Source organism: Clostridium septicum, from assembly GCF_003606265.1.
GTDB lineage: Bacteria > Bacillota > Clostridia > Clostridiales > Clostridiaceae > Clostridium > Clostridium septicum.
In genome coordinates, this window is the sequence record NZ_CP023671.1 from 274125 (window position 1) to 291665 (window position 17541).

Annotated in this window: 22 protein-coding genes; all 22 read right to left on the minus strand. The window is 29.9% G+C overall.

Annotation, left to right across the window (positions count from 1 at the left end):
- Positions 1 to 91 precede the first annotated feature (91 nt).
- Entirely contained in the window at positions 92 to 907 is an 816-nt protein-coding gene (locus CP523_RS01215; RefSeq protein ID WP_066674372.1) for an acetyl-CoA carboxylase carboxyltransferase subunit alpha, read from the minus strand.
- A complete protein-coding gene (gene accD, locus CP523_RS01220) occupies positions 900 to 1775 on the minus strand; it encodes an acetyl-CoA carboxylase, carboxyltransferase subunit beta (RefSeq protein WP_066674370.1) in 876 nt (291 codons plus the stop codon). Before accD ends, CP523_RS01215 begins: the two co-directional genes overlap by 8 nt.
- Complete coding sequence (locus CP523_RS01225) at positions 1768 to 3120, minus strand: acetyl-CoA carboxylase biotin carboxylase subunit (protein WP_066674368.1); 1353 nt, start codon at positions 3118 to 3120, stop codon at positions 1768 to 1770. The genes accD and CP523_RS01225 overlap by 8 nt, the downstream gene beginning before the upstream one ends.
- 9 nt (positions 3121 to 3129) lie before the next feature.
- Positions 3130 to 3552, minus strand: a complete 423-nt coding sequence (gene fabZ, locus CP523_RS01230) for a 3-hydroxyacyl-ACP dehydratase FabZ (protein WP_066674366.1) — start codon at positions 3550 to 3552, stop codon at positions 3130 to 3132.
- 2 nt (positions 3553 to 3554) lie between these two features.
- Entirely contained in the window at positions 3555 to 4049 is a 495-nt protein-coding gene (gene accB, locus CP523_RS01235) for an acetyl-CoA carboxylase biotin carboxyl carrier protein (protein WP_066674363.1), read from the minus strand.
- Positions 4050 to 4066: 17 nt separating this feature from the next.
- Positions 4067 to 5302 (minus strand): beta-ketoacyl-ACP synthase II, encoded by a 1236-nt coding sequence (fabF, locus tag CP523_RS01240; protein WP_120140421.1) that lies wholly within the window; start codon positions 5300 to 5302, stop codon positions 4067 to 4069.
- A gap of 15 nt (positions 5303 to 5317) precedes the next feature.
- A complete protein-coding gene (gene fabG / locus CP523_RS01245) occupies positions 5318 to 6058 on the minus strand; it encodes a 3-oxoacyl-[acyl-carrier-protein] reductase (protein WP_120140422.1) in 741 nt (246 codons plus the stop codon).
- A gap of 9 nt (positions 6059 to 6067) precedes the next feature.
- Positions 6068 to 6997 carry an ACP S-malonyltransferase gene (fabD, locus tag CP523_RS01250; protein ID WP_066674357.1) on the minus strand — a complete coding sequence of 310 codons (930 nt, stop codon included), beginning with the start codon at positions 6995 to 6997 and terminating at the stop codon, positions 6068 to 6070.
- Complete coding sequence (gene fabK, locus CP523_RS01255) at positions 6990 to 7928, minus strand: enoyl-[acyl-carrier-protein] reductase FabK (RefSeq protein ID WP_066674354.1); 939 nt, start codon at positions 7926 to 7928, stop codon at positions 6990 to 6992. Before fabK ends, fabD begins: the two co-directional genes overlap by 8 nt.
- Before the next feature lie 57 nt (positions 7929 to 7985).
- A complete protein-coding gene (gene acpP, locus CP523_RS01260; protein WP_066674351.1) occupies positions 7986 to 8207 on the minus strand; it encodes an acyl carrier protein in 222 nt (73 codons plus the stop codon).
- Between the two features lie 47 nt (positions 8208 to 8254).
- Positions 8255 to 9232 (minus strand): beta-ketoacyl-ACP synthase III, encoded by a 978-nt coding sequence (locus CP523_RS01265; protein WP_066674347.1) that lies wholly within the window; start codon positions 9230 to 9232, stop codon positions 8255 to 8257.
- Positions 9233 to 9244: 12 nt separating this feature from the next.
- Positions 9245 to 9694, minus strand: coding sequence for a MarR family winged helix-turn-helix transcriptional regulator (locus CP523_RS01270; RefSeq protein WP_066674345.1), 450 nt, complete (start codon positions 9692 to 9694; stop codon positions 9245 to 9247).
- 195 nt (positions 9695 to 9889) lie between these two features.
- Complete coding sequence (locus CP523_RS01275; RefSeq protein WP_066675548.1) at positions 9890 to 10303, minus strand: hypothetical protein; 414 nt, start codon at positions 10301 to 10303, stop codon at positions 9890 to 9892.
- A gap of 111 nt (positions 10304 to 10414) precedes the next feature.
- Positions 10415 to 10921 carry a flavin reductase gene (locus tag CP523_RS01280; RefSeq protein WP_066675550.1) on the minus strand — a complete coding sequence of 169 codons (507 nt, stop codon included), beginning with the start codon at positions 10919 to 10921 and terminating at the stop codon, positions 10415 to 10417.
- Positions 10922 to 11044: 123 nt separating this feature from the next.
- On the minus strand, positions 11045 to 11839 hold the full coding sequence (locus tag CP523_RS01285; RefSeq protein ID WP_066675555.1) for an RnfABCDGE type electron transport complex subunit B: 795 nt from the start codon (positions 11837 to 11839) through the stop codon (positions 11045 to 11047).
- Between the two features lie 12 nt (positions 11840 to 11851).
- The gene (gene rsxA, locus CP523_RS01290; protein WP_066675556.1) at positions 11852 to 12430 is read right to left on the minus strand and encodes an electron transport complex subunit RsxA; all 579 of its coding nucleotides are present in this window, start codon (positions 12428 to 12430) and stop codon (positions 11852 to 11854) included.
- A 15-nt stretch (positions 12431 to 12445) separates the two neighbouring features.
- On the minus strand, positions 12446 to 13147 hold the full coding sequence (rsxE, locus tag CP523_RS01295; RefSeq protein ID WP_066675558.1) for an electron transport complex subunit RsxE: 702 nt from the start codon (positions 13145 to 13147) through the stop codon (positions 12446 to 12448).
- A 24-nt stretch (positions 13148 to 13171) separates the two neighbouring features.
- Positions 13172 to 13951 carry an RnfABCDGE type electron transport complex subunit G gene (locus CP523_RS01300; RefSeq protein WP_083089429.1) on the minus strand — a complete coding sequence of 260 codons (780 nt, stop codon included), beginning with the start codon at positions 13949 to 13951 and terminating at the stop codon, positions 13172 to 13174.
- 1 nt (position 13952) lies between these two features.
- A complete protein-coding gene (locus tag CP523_RS01305; protein WP_066675560.1) occupies positions 13953 to 14846 on the minus strand; it encodes an RnfABCDGE type electron transport complex subunit D in 894 nt (297 codons plus the stop codon).
- Positions 14847 to 14897: 51 nt separating this feature from the next.
- The gene (locus CP523_RS01310) at positions 14898 to 15839 is read right to left on the minus strand and encodes a 4Fe-4S dicluster domain-containing protein (RefSeq protein WP_066675562.1); all 942 of its coding nucleotides are present in this window, start codon (positions 15837 to 15839) and stop codon (positions 14898 to 14900) included.
- A 424-nt stretch (positions 15840 to 16263) separates the two neighbouring features.
- On the minus strand, positions 16264 to 17187 hold the full coding sequence (locus CP523_RS01315) for a tetratricopeptide repeat protein (RefSeq protein WP_066675564.1): 924 nt from the start codon (positions 17185 to 17187) through the stop codon (positions 16264 to 16266).
- A 16-nt stretch (positions 17188 to 17203) separates the two neighbouring features.
- Complete coding sequence (locus CP523_RS01320) at positions 17204 to 17536, minus strand: hypothetical protein (protein ID WP_066675566.1); 333 nt, start codon at positions 17534 to 17536, stop codon at positions 17204 to 17206.
- Positions 17537 to 17541 lie beyond the last annotated feature (5 nt).

Here is a 17541-nt window from a genome sequence, read left to right on the forward strand (position 1 = left end):
ACAAAATACCTCTCTAACTTATTTTACTTTCCATAATAATAACATACTTTTTTAATCATAAAAAGAAAAACAGCTAATTTTGCTGTTTTTCTTAATTGAAATTCCCTATATTTCTAAACTTTTGATATCGTTCATTTAAAAGAGCTTCTATTTCCTTTTCTTTTAGTTCTTTTATATATTCTAAAAGTTCCTTTTTAATTCCAAGAGCCATTCTTATTTTGTGCTTGTGTGCTCCGCCTCTTGGTTCTCTTATAACTTTATCTATTACTTTAAATTCTTTTAAGTCTTGAGCCGTTATTTTCATCACTTCTGCCGCTTCTTTTGCTTTACTTCCATCCTTCCAAAGAATAGATGCAAAACCTTCTGGAGATAAAATAGAATATATCGAATGTTCTAGCATTAAAACTTTATCTGCAACTGCCAGTGCTAATGCACCTCCACTTCCACCTTCTCCAATAACAATAGAAATAATTGGAGTTTTTAATCTACTCATCTCCATTAAATTTTGTGCAATGGCTTGACCTTGCCCTCTTTCTTCAGCTCCAACTCCACAAAAAGCTCCTGGAGTATCTATAAAACAAATTACAGGTCTTTTAAATTTTTCAGCTTGCTTCATAAGCCTTAATGCCTTTCTATATCCTTCTGGATTTGGCATTCCAAAATTTCTTTCTAAATTTTCTTTAGTATTTTCACCTTTATTAATTGCAATAACAGTAACACTTTCATTATTAATTGAGGCTATTCCACCTATTATAGCCTTATCATCACCAAAGTTTCTATCTCCATGTAATTCAATAAAATTTTCGAAAATATTATCTATATAAAACTTTCCATTAGGTCTGTCTTTATGTCTTGCAACATTTACCTTATCCCAAACAGATATACTTCTAATTAATTCCCTACTCATTATTTTCACCTCCATGAAGACATAATATCTTATAAAGTTGCCCTCTTAGGTTTTTTCTTTCAACAATTGCATCAACAAATCCTTTTTCTAGTAGGAACTCTGCACTTTGAAAATCATCTGGAAGAGTTTCTTTTATAGTATTTTCAATAACTCTCCTACCTGCAAATCCTATTAAAGCATTAGGCTCACTTAATATAATATCTCCTTCCATAGCAAAACTTGCAGTTACCCCTCCTGTAGTAGGATCTGTTAAAACAGTTATATAAAGTAACCCTTTATCATCATGCTTTGCAAGTGCTGCTGATACTTTTGCCATTTGCATAAGAGAAAATATCCCCTCTTGCATTCTAGCTCCACCTGAAGTTGTAAATATCACCATAGGAAGATTTCTATCTGTTGCAAGTTCAACTATTCTAGTTATTTTTTCACCTACTGCACTCCCCATACTTCCCATCATAAAATAGCTATCCATAATAGCTACTGCAATTTCTATATCATTTATTTTTCCTACTCCTGTAATTACAGCTTCTTTGTTTCCTGATGAAACTATACCTTTTTTTATTTTCTCTTCATATCCTTTAAAATTCAAAGGATTTCTGGTAACTATTTCATAAAAAAATTCTTTAAATGATCCCTTATCAAATAATTGATTTATTCTTTCCTTAGCATTTATTCTAAAATGAAATCCACATTTAGTGCATACATTAAAATTAGACTCTAGATCCTCTGTGTAAATCATACTTGCACACTTATCACATTTGGTCCACATTCCTGATGGAATATTAGGCTTTTCATCAAATTCAGTAGTATCAAAAGTTACTTTACTTACAGTTGCATATTGATTTTTTTTAAATAAGTCCTTAAGCATCTTTCTTCACCATCTTTTCTGCTAAGAAGGAGGTATCATATTCTCCTCTTAAAAATTCTTCTTGTTGAATTAGCCAGTACTGAAAATCTATGTTTGTAGTAACTCCACCAATACCAAATTCCGCTAGAGATCTTTTCATTTTTATAATTGCCTCATCCCTTGTTTTTGCAAAAGTTATTAATTTCCCAATCATAGAATCATAATTATGAGGAATTTTATATCCACAATATATAGCACTATCTATTCTAACTCCCATTCCAGCTGGCATACATAATTCTTTAATAGTTCCCGGACAAGGTCTAAAATCATTACTTGGATCTTCTGCATTTATTCGGCACTCAATTGCATGCCCTAAAATTTTTATATCTTCTTGTTTTAAATTTAAAGGAATTTTAGAGGCTATCTTCAGCTGTTCTTTAACTAAATCCACATCTGTAATCATTTCTGTTATAGGATGTTCCACTTGTATTCTAGTATTCATCTCCATAAAGTAATAATTTCCATATTTATCAACTAAAAATTCTATAGTTCCTGCATTTTTATAATTTACTGCCTTTGCAGCCTTTTTAGCAACCTCTCCCATTTCCATTCTTAAATCTTCATTTAAAAATGTGGATGGTGCTTCTTCTAAAACCTTTTGGTTCTTTCTTTGAAGAGAACATTCTCTTTCACCTAAATGAATAACATTATTATATTCATCTGCTAATATTTGAAACTCTATATGCCTAGGTTTTTCTACAAATTTTTCTATATATATTCTATCATCACCAAAACATGCCTTTGCTTCTGCCTTAGCAGTATTATAAGCTAGCTTAAATTCTTCTTCACATCTAACTATTCTTATACCTTTTCCGCCTCCACCAGCTGAAGCTTTAACCATTACTGGATATCCTATTTCATTAGCTATATTTAATGCATGATCTTCATTTTCTATAATTCCTTCATAACCTGGAACTACTGGTACACCTGCTTCCTTCATAATTTCCCTTGCTCTTGCCTTATTTCCCATAAGTTCTATTGCTTCAAAATCAGGTCCTATAAATTTTATATTACATTCTGCACACATTTTAGCAAAGCGAGGATTTTCTGATAAGAATCCAAAACCAGGATGTATCCCATCTGCACCTGTTAAAACACAAGCACTTAAAATATTAGCTATATTTAAATAACTATCTTTAGCTAATGGTGGTCCTATACAAACCGCTTCATCAGCTAACTGTGTATGCAATGCTTCTTTATCTGCTTCAGAATAAACTGCTACAGTTAATATTCCAAGTTCTCTACATGCCCTTATTATTCTAACAGCTATTTCTCCTCTATTTGCAATTAGTACTTTCTTTAACATAATTATCACCTATCCTATAGCAAATAGTAATTCTGCTTCACATGTCTTTACTCCATCTACTGTTGCAATACCCTTTCCAATGCCTATTGGGCCTTTTAACTTTATTATTTCTACATATAAATCTAACTTATCACCTGGCACAACTTGTTTTTTCCATCTTACTTTATTAGTTCCTGCAAACAAAGGTATCTTTCCCTTATTTTCTTCTTTGCTTAATACAGCTACTGCTCCTAATTGTGCCATAGCTTCTAAAATTAAAACTCCTGGCATAACTGGATAATCAGGATAATGCCCTTGAAAAAAAGGTTCATTTATAGAAACATTTTTATATCCCTTTGCACTAATGCCATCAACAATTTCTTCCACTCGATCTAATAATAAAAAAGGATATCTATGAGGGATTATTTCTTTTATCTCTTTTGGTCCAAGCATATCTATACTCTCCTTACACTAAATAATGGCTGACCATATTCAACCATATCGCCATCTTTTACTAAAATTTTATATATTTCGCAATCGTACTCACATTCAATTTCATTCATAAGCTTCATCGCTTCAACTATACATAAAATATTGCCTTTTGATACCTTCATACCTTCTTTTACAAAAGAATCCTGCCCTGGTGCTGGTGAAGCATAAAATGTTCCAACCATAGGACATGTTATAGTTGTAATATCTAAATCTTCATTTTCTTTAGATTCTTCTACAATAGTATCTTCACTTTTAAAACTATTCTCTGTATTTTCTTTATATACTTTTTCTTTTATCTCTTCTACATTTAACTCATTGCTTCTAGAAGACTTTTCCGGAGTGCTCCTTGTTAGTGATTTATCCATTTTTATATAATTATCACCCATTTTCAATTCAAAATAAGCAAGTTCTGACGAGTTAATCATTTCTATTAACTCTCTTATTTCTTTAAAATCCATAAGTAATCCTCCTAAAATTAATCCCACTTTTTAAAGACTAAAGATGCATTATGACCTCCAAACCCTAAAGAATTTGTTAATGCATATTTAAGACTTACCTTTCTTCCTATATTAGGAACATAGTCTAAATCTAACTCTTCATCTTTTACTTTATATCCTATAGTTGGTGGGATAAATCCATCTATCAAAGCATTTATACATACAATACTTTCAATTGCACCTGCTGCACCTAATAAATGTCCTGTCATTGATTTAGTTGAAGATATAGGAATATTATAAGAATCTTCTCCAAACACTTTCTTTATTGCAGCTGTTTCAAATTTATCATTTAATTGTGTTGAAGTTCCATGAGCATTTATATAAGAAATCTCATTTTTATCTATACCAGCTTCTTCTATAGCCTGCATCATGGAACGTGCTGCACCTTCTCCATATGGATCTGGTGAAGTTATGTGATATGCATCACAAGTTGATCCATATCCAACTATTTCAGCTAATATATTAGCACCTCTACTAATAGCATGCTCTAAACTTTCCATAACTAGTATTCCTGCTCCCTCACCCATTACAAATCCTGCTCTTTCCTTATCAAAAGGAATAGATGCTCTTTCTGGATTGTTTTGTGAATTTAAAGCCTTCATACTATTAAATCCTGCAATAGCCATTTGTGTTATAGGTGCCTCTGTTCCTCCAGCAATCATAACATCTGCATATCCATGCTTTATATGTCTAAAAGCATCTCCTATATTATTAGTCCCTGTTGCACAAGCTGTAACAGCAGAATTACACATTCCTTTTGCACCGTATTTAATAGCAATATTTCCTGCTCCTAAATTTATTATTGCCATTGGTATAAATAATGGAGATACTCTTTTAGCTCCTCTATCAAATAGAACCTTAAAACCATTTTCCATTGTTGAAAAACCACCGATACCTGATCCAACAAGAACTCCAAATTTTTCTTTATTTATTTTATCTAAATCTAAATCAGCATTTTTTATTGCTTCATCACATGCTACAATTCCATACTGAACAAACTTATCTAATCTTTTAATTTCTTTTTTATCTAAAATTCCTTCAGGATTAAAATCCTTAACTTCCCCTGCTACTTTAACATCTAAAATTTCATTATCTATAGATTTTATAAAATCTATCCCAAGTTTTCCCTCTTTTGAGTTCTTCCAAAAACTATTGGCATCATTTCCTATTGGTGTAATTGCACCAACTCCAGTAATTACTACTCTTCTGCTCATTTTTATACTCCTCCATTACATAGACATTCCACCATCTACACTTATAACTTGACCTGTTATATATGATGCAGCTTCACTTGCTAAAAATGCAGCAACTTCTGCTATATCTTCCACTACTCCTATTCTTTTAAGTGGAATATTTTCCATAATTATCTCTTTATTTTTATCTGATAATTTATTCGTCATATCAGTTTTAATAAAACCTGGTGCAATTGCATTTACATTAATTCCTCTTCCTCCAAGTTCCTTCGCTAAAGATTTAGTCATTCCTATAACTCCAGCTTTTGCTGCACAATAGTTTATTTGACCTGCATTTCCTACTATTCCAACTACTGATGACATATTTATTATCTTTCCTGATTTTTGTCTTATCATTATAGGAGATACTGCTCTTAAACAGTTAAATACTCCCTTTAAATTAACCTGAATTACACTGTCAAAATCTTCTTCTTTCATTCTCATTACTAATCCATCTTTAGTAATACCTGCATTATTTACTAAAATATCTACTGATCCAAATCTTTCTTTTGCAGAATTTATTAAATTTTGAGCTTCATTAAAATTACTTATATCAGCTTTTATAACTAAAACTTCTACGCCTAATCCCTTAAGCTCTTCTTCTAAAATCTTTGCTTCTGAATCACTATTTCTATAATTTATAACAATATTGGCTCCAAGACTTGCATATTTTTTAGCTATTGCCCTTCCTATTCCTCTTGTAGCTCCTGTTACCACTGCACACTTATTCTTTAACATATACTCCTCCTATGATTTTAAAGCTTTTATTGTAGCTTCTAAAGAAGCCATATCTTCCACATTTAAAACTTTAACATTTTTATCTATCCTCTTAATAAAGCCTCTTAAAGCTTTTCCTGGCCCTACTTCTACAAATGTATCTATTCCCTCTTCTATCATATCTCTTATTGTTTTCTCAAATAAAACTGAAGACATCATTTGCTTTCTAAGAAGCTCTTTAATATCATCATTTTCATTATAAGGACTTCCTTTTACATTAGAATAAACAACTTTTTCCAATTTATTTATCTTTACTTTTTTTAATGTTTCTAAAAACTCATAACTTGCATCTTTAAGTAATGAACTATGAAATGGACCACTTACCTTTAATGGTACTGCAATTCCACCTAATTCTTTAGCTATTTTAATAGATTCCTTAACAGCACTAAATTCTCCGGCTATAGCAACTTGACCCGGACAATTATAATTTGCTCCTTCTATTACACCAAATTCCCTTGATTTTTCTAATAGTTCATTTACCTTTTCATCATTTAATTTTAAAACTGCCGCCATAGTTCCAATGTTTGATGCAGAGCCCATAATTCTTCCTCTTTCTTTTATAAGCTTTACCCCATCTTCAAAAGAAATAACTCCTGCATATATTAACGCAGTATATTCACCTAAAGAAAGTCCTGCAATTCTATTACTTTCTATACCATTAACCTCTAAAGCTTTTAAACAAGCTAATGATGTTAATAATATAGCTGGCTGAGTATTTTCTGTTAAAGTTAGTTTTTCTTCTGGCCCATTAAAAATCATATCCTTAATAGGCATTTTTAGTATAACTTCTCCTCTATCAAAAATTTCTTTACATTCTGGTATATTATCATAAATCTCTTTTCCCATATTTACATATTGAGATCCTTGACCAGAAAAAAGAAATGCTATATTCTTATTCATTTTCCCTCCTAAAGCTTCTAAATACATTATCAGCTTCTAAAAAAATCTCATCTATTATTTCTTTAGCACTTTGTTCTTTATTTATAAGTCCAGATATTTGACCTGCCATTACTGAACCTCTATCTAAATCACCATCTTTTGCAGCTCTTGCTAAAGCACCTCTTCCAAGCTCCTCCATCTTTTCAATATCTCCAGCTTTTTCAAGTTTAATAAATTCTCTTGAAAGCTTAGTTCTTAATACTCTGACAGGATGACCTGTGATTCTTCCTGTTACATCTGTATCTATATCTTTAGCTGCTAAAACTTTATCTTTATAATTCTTATGAACTGTACATTCTTTTGCAACTAAGAATCTAGTTCCAAGTTGAACTCCTTCTGCTCCTAACATATAAGAAGCTGCAACTCCTCTTCCATCACCTATCCCACCTGCTGCAATAACAGGAATCTCTACTGCATCAACAATTTGTGGTACTAAAGCCATAGTAGTTAACTGACCTACATGGCCACCTGATTCTGTACCTTCAGCTATTATTGCATCTGCACCAGCTTTTTCCATTCTCTTTGCTAATGCTACTGAAGCTACAACTGGTATTACTGTTATCCCTGCCTCTTTCCACATATCCATATATTTTCCTGGACTTCCTGCTCCAGTTGTTACTACCTTTACATTCTCTTCACAGACAAGTTTTGCTATTTCTTCTACATTATCAGCCATAAGCATTATATTTACTCCAAAAGGCTTATTAGTTAATTCCTTTGCCTTTCTTATTTCAGATCTAACCCATTCAACTGGTGCTATCCCTGTTATTATTCCAAGACCACCTGCTTCACTTACTGCAGCTGCTAATGATGCATCAGCAATCCAAGCCATTCCCCCTTGAAAAATTGGATATTTAATGCCTAATAATTTATTGATTCTAGTCGATTTCATGAAATTTCCTCCTATTTAATAAGTCAGATAATAATATCTGACTTAATCTATTGAGAATTAATTTAATTTTGATTGTACATAATCTACAGCATCTTTAACAGTTTTTAATCCCTCAGCTTCTTCTAACTGAATTCCGAATTCTTCTTCTAATTCTATTACAACTTGGAATAAGTCTAATGAATCTGCTCCTAACTCTTCAAAACTTGTTTCCAATTTCACTTCACTTTCATCTACTCCTAATTGATCTACTATTACCTTTTGAATTTTTTCAAATAACATATTTAATCTCCTCCAAATTTCTTATATATATTTTTATTTAACTAATTTTATTTTTTCCATTCAATTAAAACAGAACCATATGTTAGTCCTCCACCAAATCCTACAAGTATAATTTTATCACCATTTTCTAGCAATCCTTTTTCATACATTTCATTTAAAGCTATAGGAATAGAGGCTGATGAAGTATTTCCTATCCTATGTAAATTCACATAGAATCTATTTTCTTCTACCCCTAACTTTTTTGATGCATAATCTATTATTCTAACATTTGCTTGATGAGGAACTATATATTTTATATCATCTAATGAATATCCTGTTTCATCTAAAACCTTATTTACACTTTCTTGAATAATTGAAGTTGCAAATTTAAAAATATCTCTTCCATTCATATTTATAAATTTCTGTTTCTTCTGAACATTCTGAATATACGGGTTTTCAACATCCCTTGCTGCTGCTGTTAAACTCTCCCACTTTTCTCCTTTAGACTTAGTGAAAGTCTTTATTATACCTATTGAATTGCTTTTTGATAATGTAACCGCTCCAGCACCATCTCCAAAAAGCACACATGTACTTCTATCTGTCCAATCAATTATTTTAGATAATACTTCAGCTCCAATTATTAATGCATTTTTATAATTAAATGATTTAAGCATTCCTTCTGCAACTTGCATAGAATATATAAAACCTGAACAAGCTGCATTTATATCAAATGCTGTTGCATTAACTGCTCCTATCCCTTTTTGCACCATACATGCTACTGATGGTGTAAACATATCAGGAGTTATTGTAGCTACTATTAAAATATCTATTTCATCTGGTTTAATTCCAGAGCTTTTTAAAGCTGCATTAGCAGCTTTAATTGCTATCTCTGATGTATCTTCTTCTTTAGATATTCTTCTTTCCTTTATTCCAGTTCGTCCAAATATCCATTCATCACTTGTTTCTACAATCTTACTTAAGTCATCATTTGTTACAATATTAGAAGGTACATATGCTCCAATTCCACTAATTACTATTTCATTCATATAATCTCCTTACTAAATTAACTCACGCTTTGTTTTAAAATACTCACTTAATCTTTCTAATGATGCTATAAGTATTTCCTCTTCCTCTTCTGTTAATCCTTCTATAGTACTTTGAACCATTTCATTATGGAACTTTTCATGCAATCTATAAGCAAGTTTTCCTTTTTTAGTTAATCCAACTAATACTACTCTTCTATCTTCTTCTATTCGCTTTCTTTCTACATAGCCCTTTTTTATAAGTTTATTTATCGCTGTAGTTAATGTTCCAACAGTAATATCTAAATCTTGAGCTACTTCACTCATAGTTCTGTATGAATACATCCCTATAGCTTCAATAGTATGCATTTCAGTTACTGACAAATCTGAAAGATGTCCTTGCTTTAATGTTTTTTCCTCAATTTCTAAAATGTCATCAAATATTTTCACCAATAGTTCATTTACTACCTTTTCTGATCTTTTCATTTTTTCACTCTCCAATTTCTTCTTAAAGTTACACTATGATACTATAATAATCTAACTTTAGATTAAATTCAATTGGTGCCTCAACTTATTTTGAGGTTTAAATAATTTGATAATCAAAATATACTATAATCAAACTGTTTTGTCAACAATTTATTCAATACAAACTAAAAAAATAAAAAAGTGCAAAATGCACTTTTATAAGAAATGGAATATAGAAGATAAAATAATAATTATAACTCCTACACTTGCTATAGTCATAGATAATACATATCTACCTTTATATTTATATATTTCTAAGTTTTCTATATCACCTTTATAATAAATAACATCTACCTTGTCACCTATTTCTAAAGGTAAGTTTTCTTCAATTTTACAATAAGCTACTTTAAATTTTTTATTATTATCTTCAACTTCTATAATTGATATTATGCCTGAATGATAAATAGTATTAAAGTCTGGTCCTGGAGTAATATAAGTATAGGTATCTAAGTCAACTACTATACCTTTATTTTTTACACCATACTTATACAATCTTTTTTTACTTAAAGCTGTTATACCACCTACTAATATTATAAGAACTCCTATTATAACAAATACATAAGTCGCCATAAAAATACCTCCTTAATTATTAAAATAGAGATTAAGGCCTATTTCCCTATGTATTCTATTAAATTTTTATAATATATTTTATGCAAACAAACTTGAAAACGTTATATTGTATTAATTATTTTCATATTCTGATATAATTTCTCCAAAATATAAAATATGCTTTGTATTTCCATCTTTATAGAATATTTCTTTATCTTTTTCATTTAATTTATCTAAATCTATAGGTTGTTTTAATATTATCTTACATTCATAATATTTATTACACCCATATATTACAGGAGTATTTATCTCTTTTCCACTAATAAACTTTATGTTTGCTCTTTTTTCCTTATTAGTATTTCTTCCTGAAGTACTTCCACATATTTTAAGTGCATCTTTTAAGGTATCCCCATAAGGAATTGATACAGTATATGTATCTCCATCTTTTAGAAATTCATTTGTATACCTCTCTTCTCTGACCAAAGCTATAAACATAGGCTTTCTCCACATATATCCTATACTTCCCCAACTAATTGTCATAGTATTAGCATTTCCCATATTTCCTACTGTTAAAAAACCTCCTTGTTTATAAAGCCAATCCATAGCTATTTCTAAATTATTTGTAAATGTTTCTTTCATGTTTATCTCCTTAAATCTTAATTTTAAATTATTATACTTATTTAGTATATAAATTTAGAATCAAATTTAGACTATTTAAACATAATAAAAAAGGTCTAGGAATTAAACCCTAGCCCTTTCTTATTATAAGAAAATATTTTTTATAGCTCCTGTTGGACATTTCTTAGTACAAATTTGACAATTTACACATTTATCATAATCAACCTTTGCTACATTATTTACAACATGTACTGCATCCTTTGGACAATTTCTTTCGCAAATTTTACATCCTATACATGCTGCTGAACAATTTTCTTTTACATGTTTTCCAATTTCTTTATTGTTACATTCTACTCTAACCTTTTTAGATATAGGTACTGATTCTATAAGTCCCTTTGGACAAATATTTATACATGCACCACAGTTTGTACATTTATCTGAATTAACTTTTGCAATTCCATTAACAATCTCTAGTGCTCCAAATTCACATACGCTTACACAACTACCGAGACCTAAACATCCATATGAGCAAGCCTTTGAACCTCCATCTACCATTAAAGATGCTGTTAAGCAATCTGTAACACCTTCAAGATCATAATTTTCCTTAGCTACGCTACAGTTACCATTACACTTAACAAAAGCTGTCATCTTTTCAGTAGATTCAACTGAAACACCTAAAATATTACCTAACTCCTCAGCAACCTTTGCACCTCCAACAGAACAAAGATTAGCTTTAGCTCCACTATTAACAACTGCTTCAGCATATGCATCACATCCTGCATATCCACAACCTCCACAATTTGCTCCTGGTAAACATTCTCTTATCTTTGGTATCTTAGGATCTACTTTAACTTCAAAAGCTTTTGATGCAAAACCTAGAAGTATACCAAAAATTAATCCTAGAATCCCTAAACTTAAAGCTGAAAATAATATATTCATGCAAAATCCCTCCTAGTGAATTAATCCTTGGAATCCTAAAAAGGCAATTGACATTAATGCTGCTGTAAATAATGTAATTGGTAACCCTCTTAAAACTACAGGTATATTTTCATTATTATCTATTCTTTCTCTAATAAAAGCAAGTAAAACTATTGACAGCATATATCCTGATGCTGCTCCAACTCCATTAACTAAAGCTTGAATAAAATTATATCCTTCTTGTATATTAAGAGTTGCCATACCTAAAACCGCACAGTTTGTTGTAATAAGCGGAAGATATATTCCAAGAGCCTTATGAAGACCTGGTGATAATTTCTTCATTGCCATTTCAACAAATTGAACTAAAGCTGCAATAACCAATACATTGGCTATTGTTTTTAAATATTCAAGTTCAAGTGGTACTAAAATTTCGTTATAAACAAGCCATGACATTATTGAAGCTATGATCATAACAAAAGTAACTGCAAGTCCCATACCAAAGGCTGCATCTTTCTTTTTTGAAACTCCAAGGAATGAACATATTCCTAGGAATTTAGAAAGAACAAAGTTATTTACTAACATTGCTGATAAGAAAATTAAAAATAATTCCATTACTATTCACTCCTCTTAATTTTTCCCTATTTCTATTGATTCTTTAGAGCATGATCCTGTTCCGCATCCTGAGCAACTTCCACAGTTATGTTCTAAAGTTTTAGCTTTTTCACCAGTTTTTTCTGCCTTCTTAATATTTATAAAATTAAGTAGTGTCATTAAAGCTCCTAATGTGAAGAATGCTCCTGGTGCTAATATCATAATTGACGCTGGCTTAAATGCTTCTGGTAAAATTTGATACCCTAATATTTGTCCAGCTCCAAGAATCTCTCTAACTGTTCCAATTGAAAATAATGCAACTGTAAATCCAAGTCCCATACCTATAGCATCAAAAATTGACGGAAATACTTTGTTTTTTGAGGCATAACTTTCTGCTCTACCTAAAATAATACAGTTAACAACTATAAGTGGAATAAATATTCCAAGAGAATTATATAAACTTGGTACATAACCTTGCATTAACATATCTACTATAGTAACAAATGAAGCTATTATTACTATATATGCAGGTATTCTTATTTTTTCTGGTATAAGTTTTCTAAGTGCTGATATTATCATATTTGAAAATATTAAAACTACAGTTGAAGCTAATCCCATTCCTAATGCATTTTTTGCATTTGTTGTTACTGCAAGAGTTGGACACATAGCTAAAACTTGAACAAAAATCGGATTTTCTGTAATAATACCATTTTTTAATCTTTCTCTAAAATCCTTCATGCTTATCCTCCTATTTTTTACTTCTTAACTTTCACTAGCTCCTGTATTTACATCAGTCTTTTGGCTAGTTGTAGTTTCTTCACTAGCTCCTGTATTAGTGTCAGTACTTTTCTTTTCTTCCTTCTTTGTACCTGTTTCTTCGCTAGCTCCAGAGTTAGCATCTGTTGCTTTTTCTTCTTTTTGTGCGCCAGCTTCTTCACTTGCACCTGAGTTAGCATCTGTTCCGCCATTTGGCGCTAATTTTTCACCCTTTATATTTTCCATATAAAATTTAATAGCATCATTTACTGCGCTTACAGCTGCTTTACTTGAAATAGTAGCTCCTGATATAGCTTCTAACTCACTATCTTTAACAGTAGATTTTTTTACTACTTCTAAATATCCTTTTGCTGATTTATCTTTGAATCTTGAAGTAAACTTATCTTCAGTAATTTTTGCTCCAAGACCTGGTGTTTCTGAGTGTGCTAATACTTTAACTCCTGAAACTTTATCATCTTTTGAAATAGCAACTACAAAATCAACTGGTCCATGGAATCCCTTACTAGTTACTTTTAAAACATAACCAACTACATCACTTTTTCCTATAGCTTCATAGACTTCTTTAACAGTTCCTTCTTCATTTATTTTAATATCTATATCTCTTATTGATTCTGCAATAGGTAATACCTTCTTTAAATCTTCTTTATTTATTTTAGAATTTTCTAATATTGCTTCTTTAGTTAAACTATTAGCAAAACCTAATAAAAGACCTGCTAATGCTGTAATAACTAAAAGGATTCCCCCTAGTTTGAAATTCTCTTTCATATTAAGCAGCCTCCTTTTTAACTTTTACCTTCTTAGTAGTAAAATACTCTATTAATGGAGTAAATAAATTTAATATAATAATTGCATAATAAGGTCCTTCTGGATTATATCCTTTAACGGCTATGAATGAGGCACAAATACCTGCCGCTAAACCAAATATATATTGACCAACTTTAGTCATTGGTGTTGTTGCATGATCTGTTGCCATAAATATAGCAGCTAGGAAGAATGCTCCCGGTAATAAACCTTCTTTTCCAAAATAACTATACATTGCAAAAGCCGAAATTATAAATGTAAATGAAGCTCTTAAACTAATTACACCTCTTATGGCTAAATATAGGCCACCAATACATAAAGCTAATATAGAAACTTCTCCAATACTTCCGTTAGCTTGACCTATAATTCTATCTATTAATGGTACAACCTTTTGTGCAGCTTTAGATGCTGATGCAGTAGTATCCACTACCGGCTTTGCCATAACTGCTGCCCATGAAGCAATTAAAAATGCTTTAGTTGCCGCTGCTGGATTCATAAAATTTTGCCCAAGTCCACCAAAGAATTGTTTAACTACTATAGTTGCAAATATTGCTCCTATTACTGGTATCCAAAGTGGAACATATGTTGGCATAATAAGACCTAAAATAATACCTGATACTATTGGACTTAAATCTGTAATCCAATTAGTTTTTTTAATAAACTTATTCCATAAAGCTTCTGAAATAATACTTGCTAATACTGAAGCTAATAAAATTTTAACTGCATCACCCTTATAAAAATATATTCCTGCAAACACGGCTGGAATTAATGCAATTATAAAATCTATCATTATTTTATTAACTCCTAAGCCCCTTTTAATATGAGGAGCAGGTGATATTTTAAGATTTGTATTTCCCACAATCTTCACTCCTATTCTGTGATTATTATAAATAGATTCAATTTGCTTAATTTATTTTCCTATATATTTTTTAGCTGTTTTAATAGATTGAGTAAGTTCTAAATTTGAAGGACACACATAACTACACATTCCACATTCTATGCATTTTTCCCCACCAAATTTTAAAAACTCATCTTTTTCTTTCCTTTTCCAAAGATCCATAAGCTTTATTGGATTTAATCCCTCTGGACATGCTCTTAAACACTTAGAACATCTTATACAGCTTGTTGAATTTTCAGATGGTGAGTCCTTATCTGTTAAAAATAGTATTGATTTAGTGTTTATATCAACTTTCTCACTTAAATCATATTTTAATTCCCCATTTAAACTACCACCAACAACTATTTTTCTAAGTTTTGCTTTATCTCCATCTAAGGCATTAAATATAACTTCTAAGCTTGTTCCTTCATTAACTGAAATTACTTTATTTCCTTTTACAGCACTTCCATAAACGGGTATATATAATTGTAAATTATCCTCTTTTATGGTTTGTCCTAAATAAACTACTTTTGAAAGATCTTCTATTAAAGCATTTTTTCCACCACCTAATGCTTTTTGTACTAATCTATCTTCATAGAACTCATCTAATGGGTTAACTTTAACAACTTGTCCTAATTGTGAAAGACTTGCATCCAAATTCTTATCAGCTTTAGAAACTAAAAATTTAACCTCTTTTGCTCCTGTAAGCTCTTTAATTTTTAAAATACCAGCTTCGATTTCCGCCTTTCTTTCTTTAACTATTACTTCAAAACCGTTTATATTTGGTTGAAAACTAAAAGCTTTAACCAAAACTACTTCACTATTTTTACCTTTGTAATTTGAAATTAAAAATTCACTTAAATCCTTAACTTCTTCTGACACTAAAGGTGCACTTTCAATATTAAAAACATTGTTTTCTTGTAATGTAAATAACTTGTTAAAAACGGTTACATTGCCAAACAAATTCCTAATCACTAATATATCCTCCTAATTCTAAAATTTGTAAAATATCTACCTATTGCTTATGATTTGTTACTCATACTTTTATATGTTAACACATTCATCGAATTGCCTCAATAAATATATTTAATCAATCCTATTTTTCATAATTTATTCAAAGTTCATCATTTTTTCTTCAATTTCGACTTATTTTTTAAGGTTTTTTTAAATAAAACACTGTAATTAATAAAAAAAGATGAAGTTATGTTAATTCTTCACCTTTTATTAAATATTTTATATTTTTTTCCTTTTATAAAAATTAAATTCTTAAAAAACTCTTATAATTTTTATTTTTTTATCATTTATCTTAAGTAAAACAGTTGTGCTTCTTTCTTAATACTGTATATTATACTACCTTTAATAATATACTATTTCTATAAAGATGATTAATTTTATAGGCTTATATAGAGTCGAATTTTGTCTTATATAATGTTAAGTGCCTTATATTATCTAGTTCTATATCATTTTTCATATATTCATAAAAAAAATCATTTAACTCTGTACTTTTAATTAAATCTTCTAAAGAATCCTGTATTCTTCCTATATTTGAATAAAAGCATGCTCTATTATAGTATAAGAACCCCTCTTCATTATTTTCTTCGATTCCTCTACTTATAACTTCTATAGCTTTATTGAAATTATTATTTTCTCTATATATAATTGCTAAATTTAAAAAACTATATGGATATTTTGGATTTTCTTTAATTGACTTTTCATAATACTCAATTGATTTTTCTATATCTCCAACTTTTTTTGTAAAGACTCCCATATTAAATAATATTCTAAAATGATTAGGTGAAATTTCCAAGGCTTTATTCATATATTTTAAAGCATAATCTAAGTTTTCTAACTCATCATATATACAAGCTAAGTTAGCATTTGCCCATAAATCATTAGGAATTAGCTTTAAAACCTTTCTATAATTTTCTATGGCTTTATTTTTTTCACCTATTTCATCATATGCATTAGCCACAAAGAAATATGCTCTATCATAATTTTCGTCTTTTTCTATTGCCTTATTATAGTATTCAATAGCTTTATCATATAAACACTCTTCATCATATAAAACTCCCAATCCATAATATGCCCTTGCTTCATTTTTATCTAACTCCAAAACCTCTTTATATTTTTCCTCTGCAAGATCTTTTCTTAAAATCTTATCATATAAAAGTGCCATATCTAAAATAAGCTCTATATCCTTTTTACCTTCATCAAACTTATATGCCTTATTATAAAATTTTAAAGCTTTAAAATAATTTTTTTCTGACACAAAATTTCTAGCTATATTTATATAATTATTAAAAAGATGCTTTTCGTTTACCATATTCCACCTACTAAATTTAAATAAAGTTTTTATATCCTTTTATAACCATTCTAAAGAATACACTTTCAATTAAAACTATAAATGCTATTACTGCTATTAAACTTACTCCAAAAAATATAGATGAAGATGCTAAGAATGTATATAATGCTCCCCCTAACATAATTAACTCTCCAATCCACCTTGAAAAAGCTTTTTTATCCTTTATATTTTCATAATTAACATCGTTTGACAAAACAGAGAAACTTTCTACCATCATTTTAGGCAAAGATTCTTTTTTGCTAAACCATATAAATACTCCAAATAAAAACTCACAAAAACCGTAAACTAATAATATATATTTAAGTAACATAATCT

Bases quoted from the DNA above. Each gene is read 5' to 3' on its own strand.
- CP523_RS01215 (WP_066674372.1), bottom strand. From the start codon at position 907: ATGAGTAGGGAATTAATTAGAAGTATATCTGTTTGGGATAAGGTAAAT.
- accD (WP_066674370.1), bottom strand. From the start codon at position 1,775: ATGCTTAAGGACTTATTTAAAAAAAATCAATATGCAACTGTAAGTAAA.
- CP523_RS01225 (WP_066674368.1), bottom strand. From the start codon at position 3,120: ATGTTAAAGAAAGTACTAATTGCAAATAGAGGAGAAATAGCTGTTAGA.
- fabZ (WP_066674366.1), bottom strand. From the start codon at position 3,552: ATGCTTGGACCAAAAGAGATAAAAGAAATAATCCCTCATAGATATCCT.
- accB (WP_066674363.1), bottom strand. From the start codon at position 4,049: ATGGATTTTAAAGAAATAAGAGAGTTAATAGAAATGATTAACTCGTCA.
- fabF (WP_120140421.1), bottom strand. From the start codon at position 5,302: ATGAGCAGAAGAGTAGTAATTACTGGAGTTGGTGCAATTACACCAATA.
- fabG (WP_120140422.1), bottom strand. From the start codon at position 6,058: ATGTTAAAGAATAAGTGTGCAGTGGTAACAGGAGCTACAAGAGGAATA.
- fabD (WP_066674357.1), bottom strand. From the start codon at position 6,997: ATGAATAAGAATATAGCATTTCTTTTTTCTGGTCAAGGATCTCAATAT.
- fabK (WP_066674354.1), bottom strand. From the start codon at position 7,928: ATGAAATCGACTAGAATCAATAAATTATTAGGCATTAAATATCCAATT.
- acpP (WP_066674351.1), bottom strand. From the start codon at position 8,207: ATGTTATTTGAAAAAATTCAAAAGGTAATAGTAGATCAATTAGGAGTA.
- CP523_RS01265 (WP_066674347.1), bottom strand. From the start codon at position 9,232: ATGAATGAAATAGTAATTAGTGGAATTGGAGCATATGTACCTTCTAAT.
- CP523_RS01270 (WP_066674345.1), bottom strand. From the start codon at position 9,694: ATGAAAAGATCAGAAAAGGTAGTAAATGAACTATTGGTGAAAATATTT.
- CP523_RS01275 (WP_066675548.1), bottom strand. From the start codon at position 10,303: ATGGCGACTTATGTATTTGTTATAATAGGAGTTCTTATAATATTAGTA.
- CP523_RS01280 (WP_066675550.1), bottom strand. From the start codon at position 10,921: ATGAAAGAAACATTTACAAATAATTTAGAAATAGCTATGGATTGGCTT.
- CP523_RS01285 (WP_066675555.1), bottom strand. From the start codon at position 11,839: ATGAATATATTATTTTCAGCTTTAAGTTTAGGGATTCTAGGATTAATT.
- rsxA (WP_066675556.1), bottom strand. From the start codon at position 12,430: ATGGAATTATTTTTAATTTTCTTATCAGCAATGTTAGTAAATAACTTT.
- rsxE (WP_066675558.1), bottom strand. From the start codon at position 13,147: ATGAAGGATTTTAGAGAAAGATTAAAAAATGGTATTATTACAGAAAAT.
- CP523_RS01300 (WP_083089429.1), bottom strand. From the start codon at position 13,951: ATGAAAGAGAATTTCAAACTAGGGGGAATCCTTTTAGTTATTACAGCA.
- CP523_RS01315 (WP_066675564.1), bottom strand. From the start codon at position 17,187: ATGGTAAACGAAAAGCATCTTTTTAATAATTATATAAATATAGCTAGA.
- CP523_RS01320 (WP_066675566.1), bottom strand. From the start codon at position 17,536: ATGTTACTTAAATATATATTATTAGTTTACGGTTTTTGTGAGTTTTTA.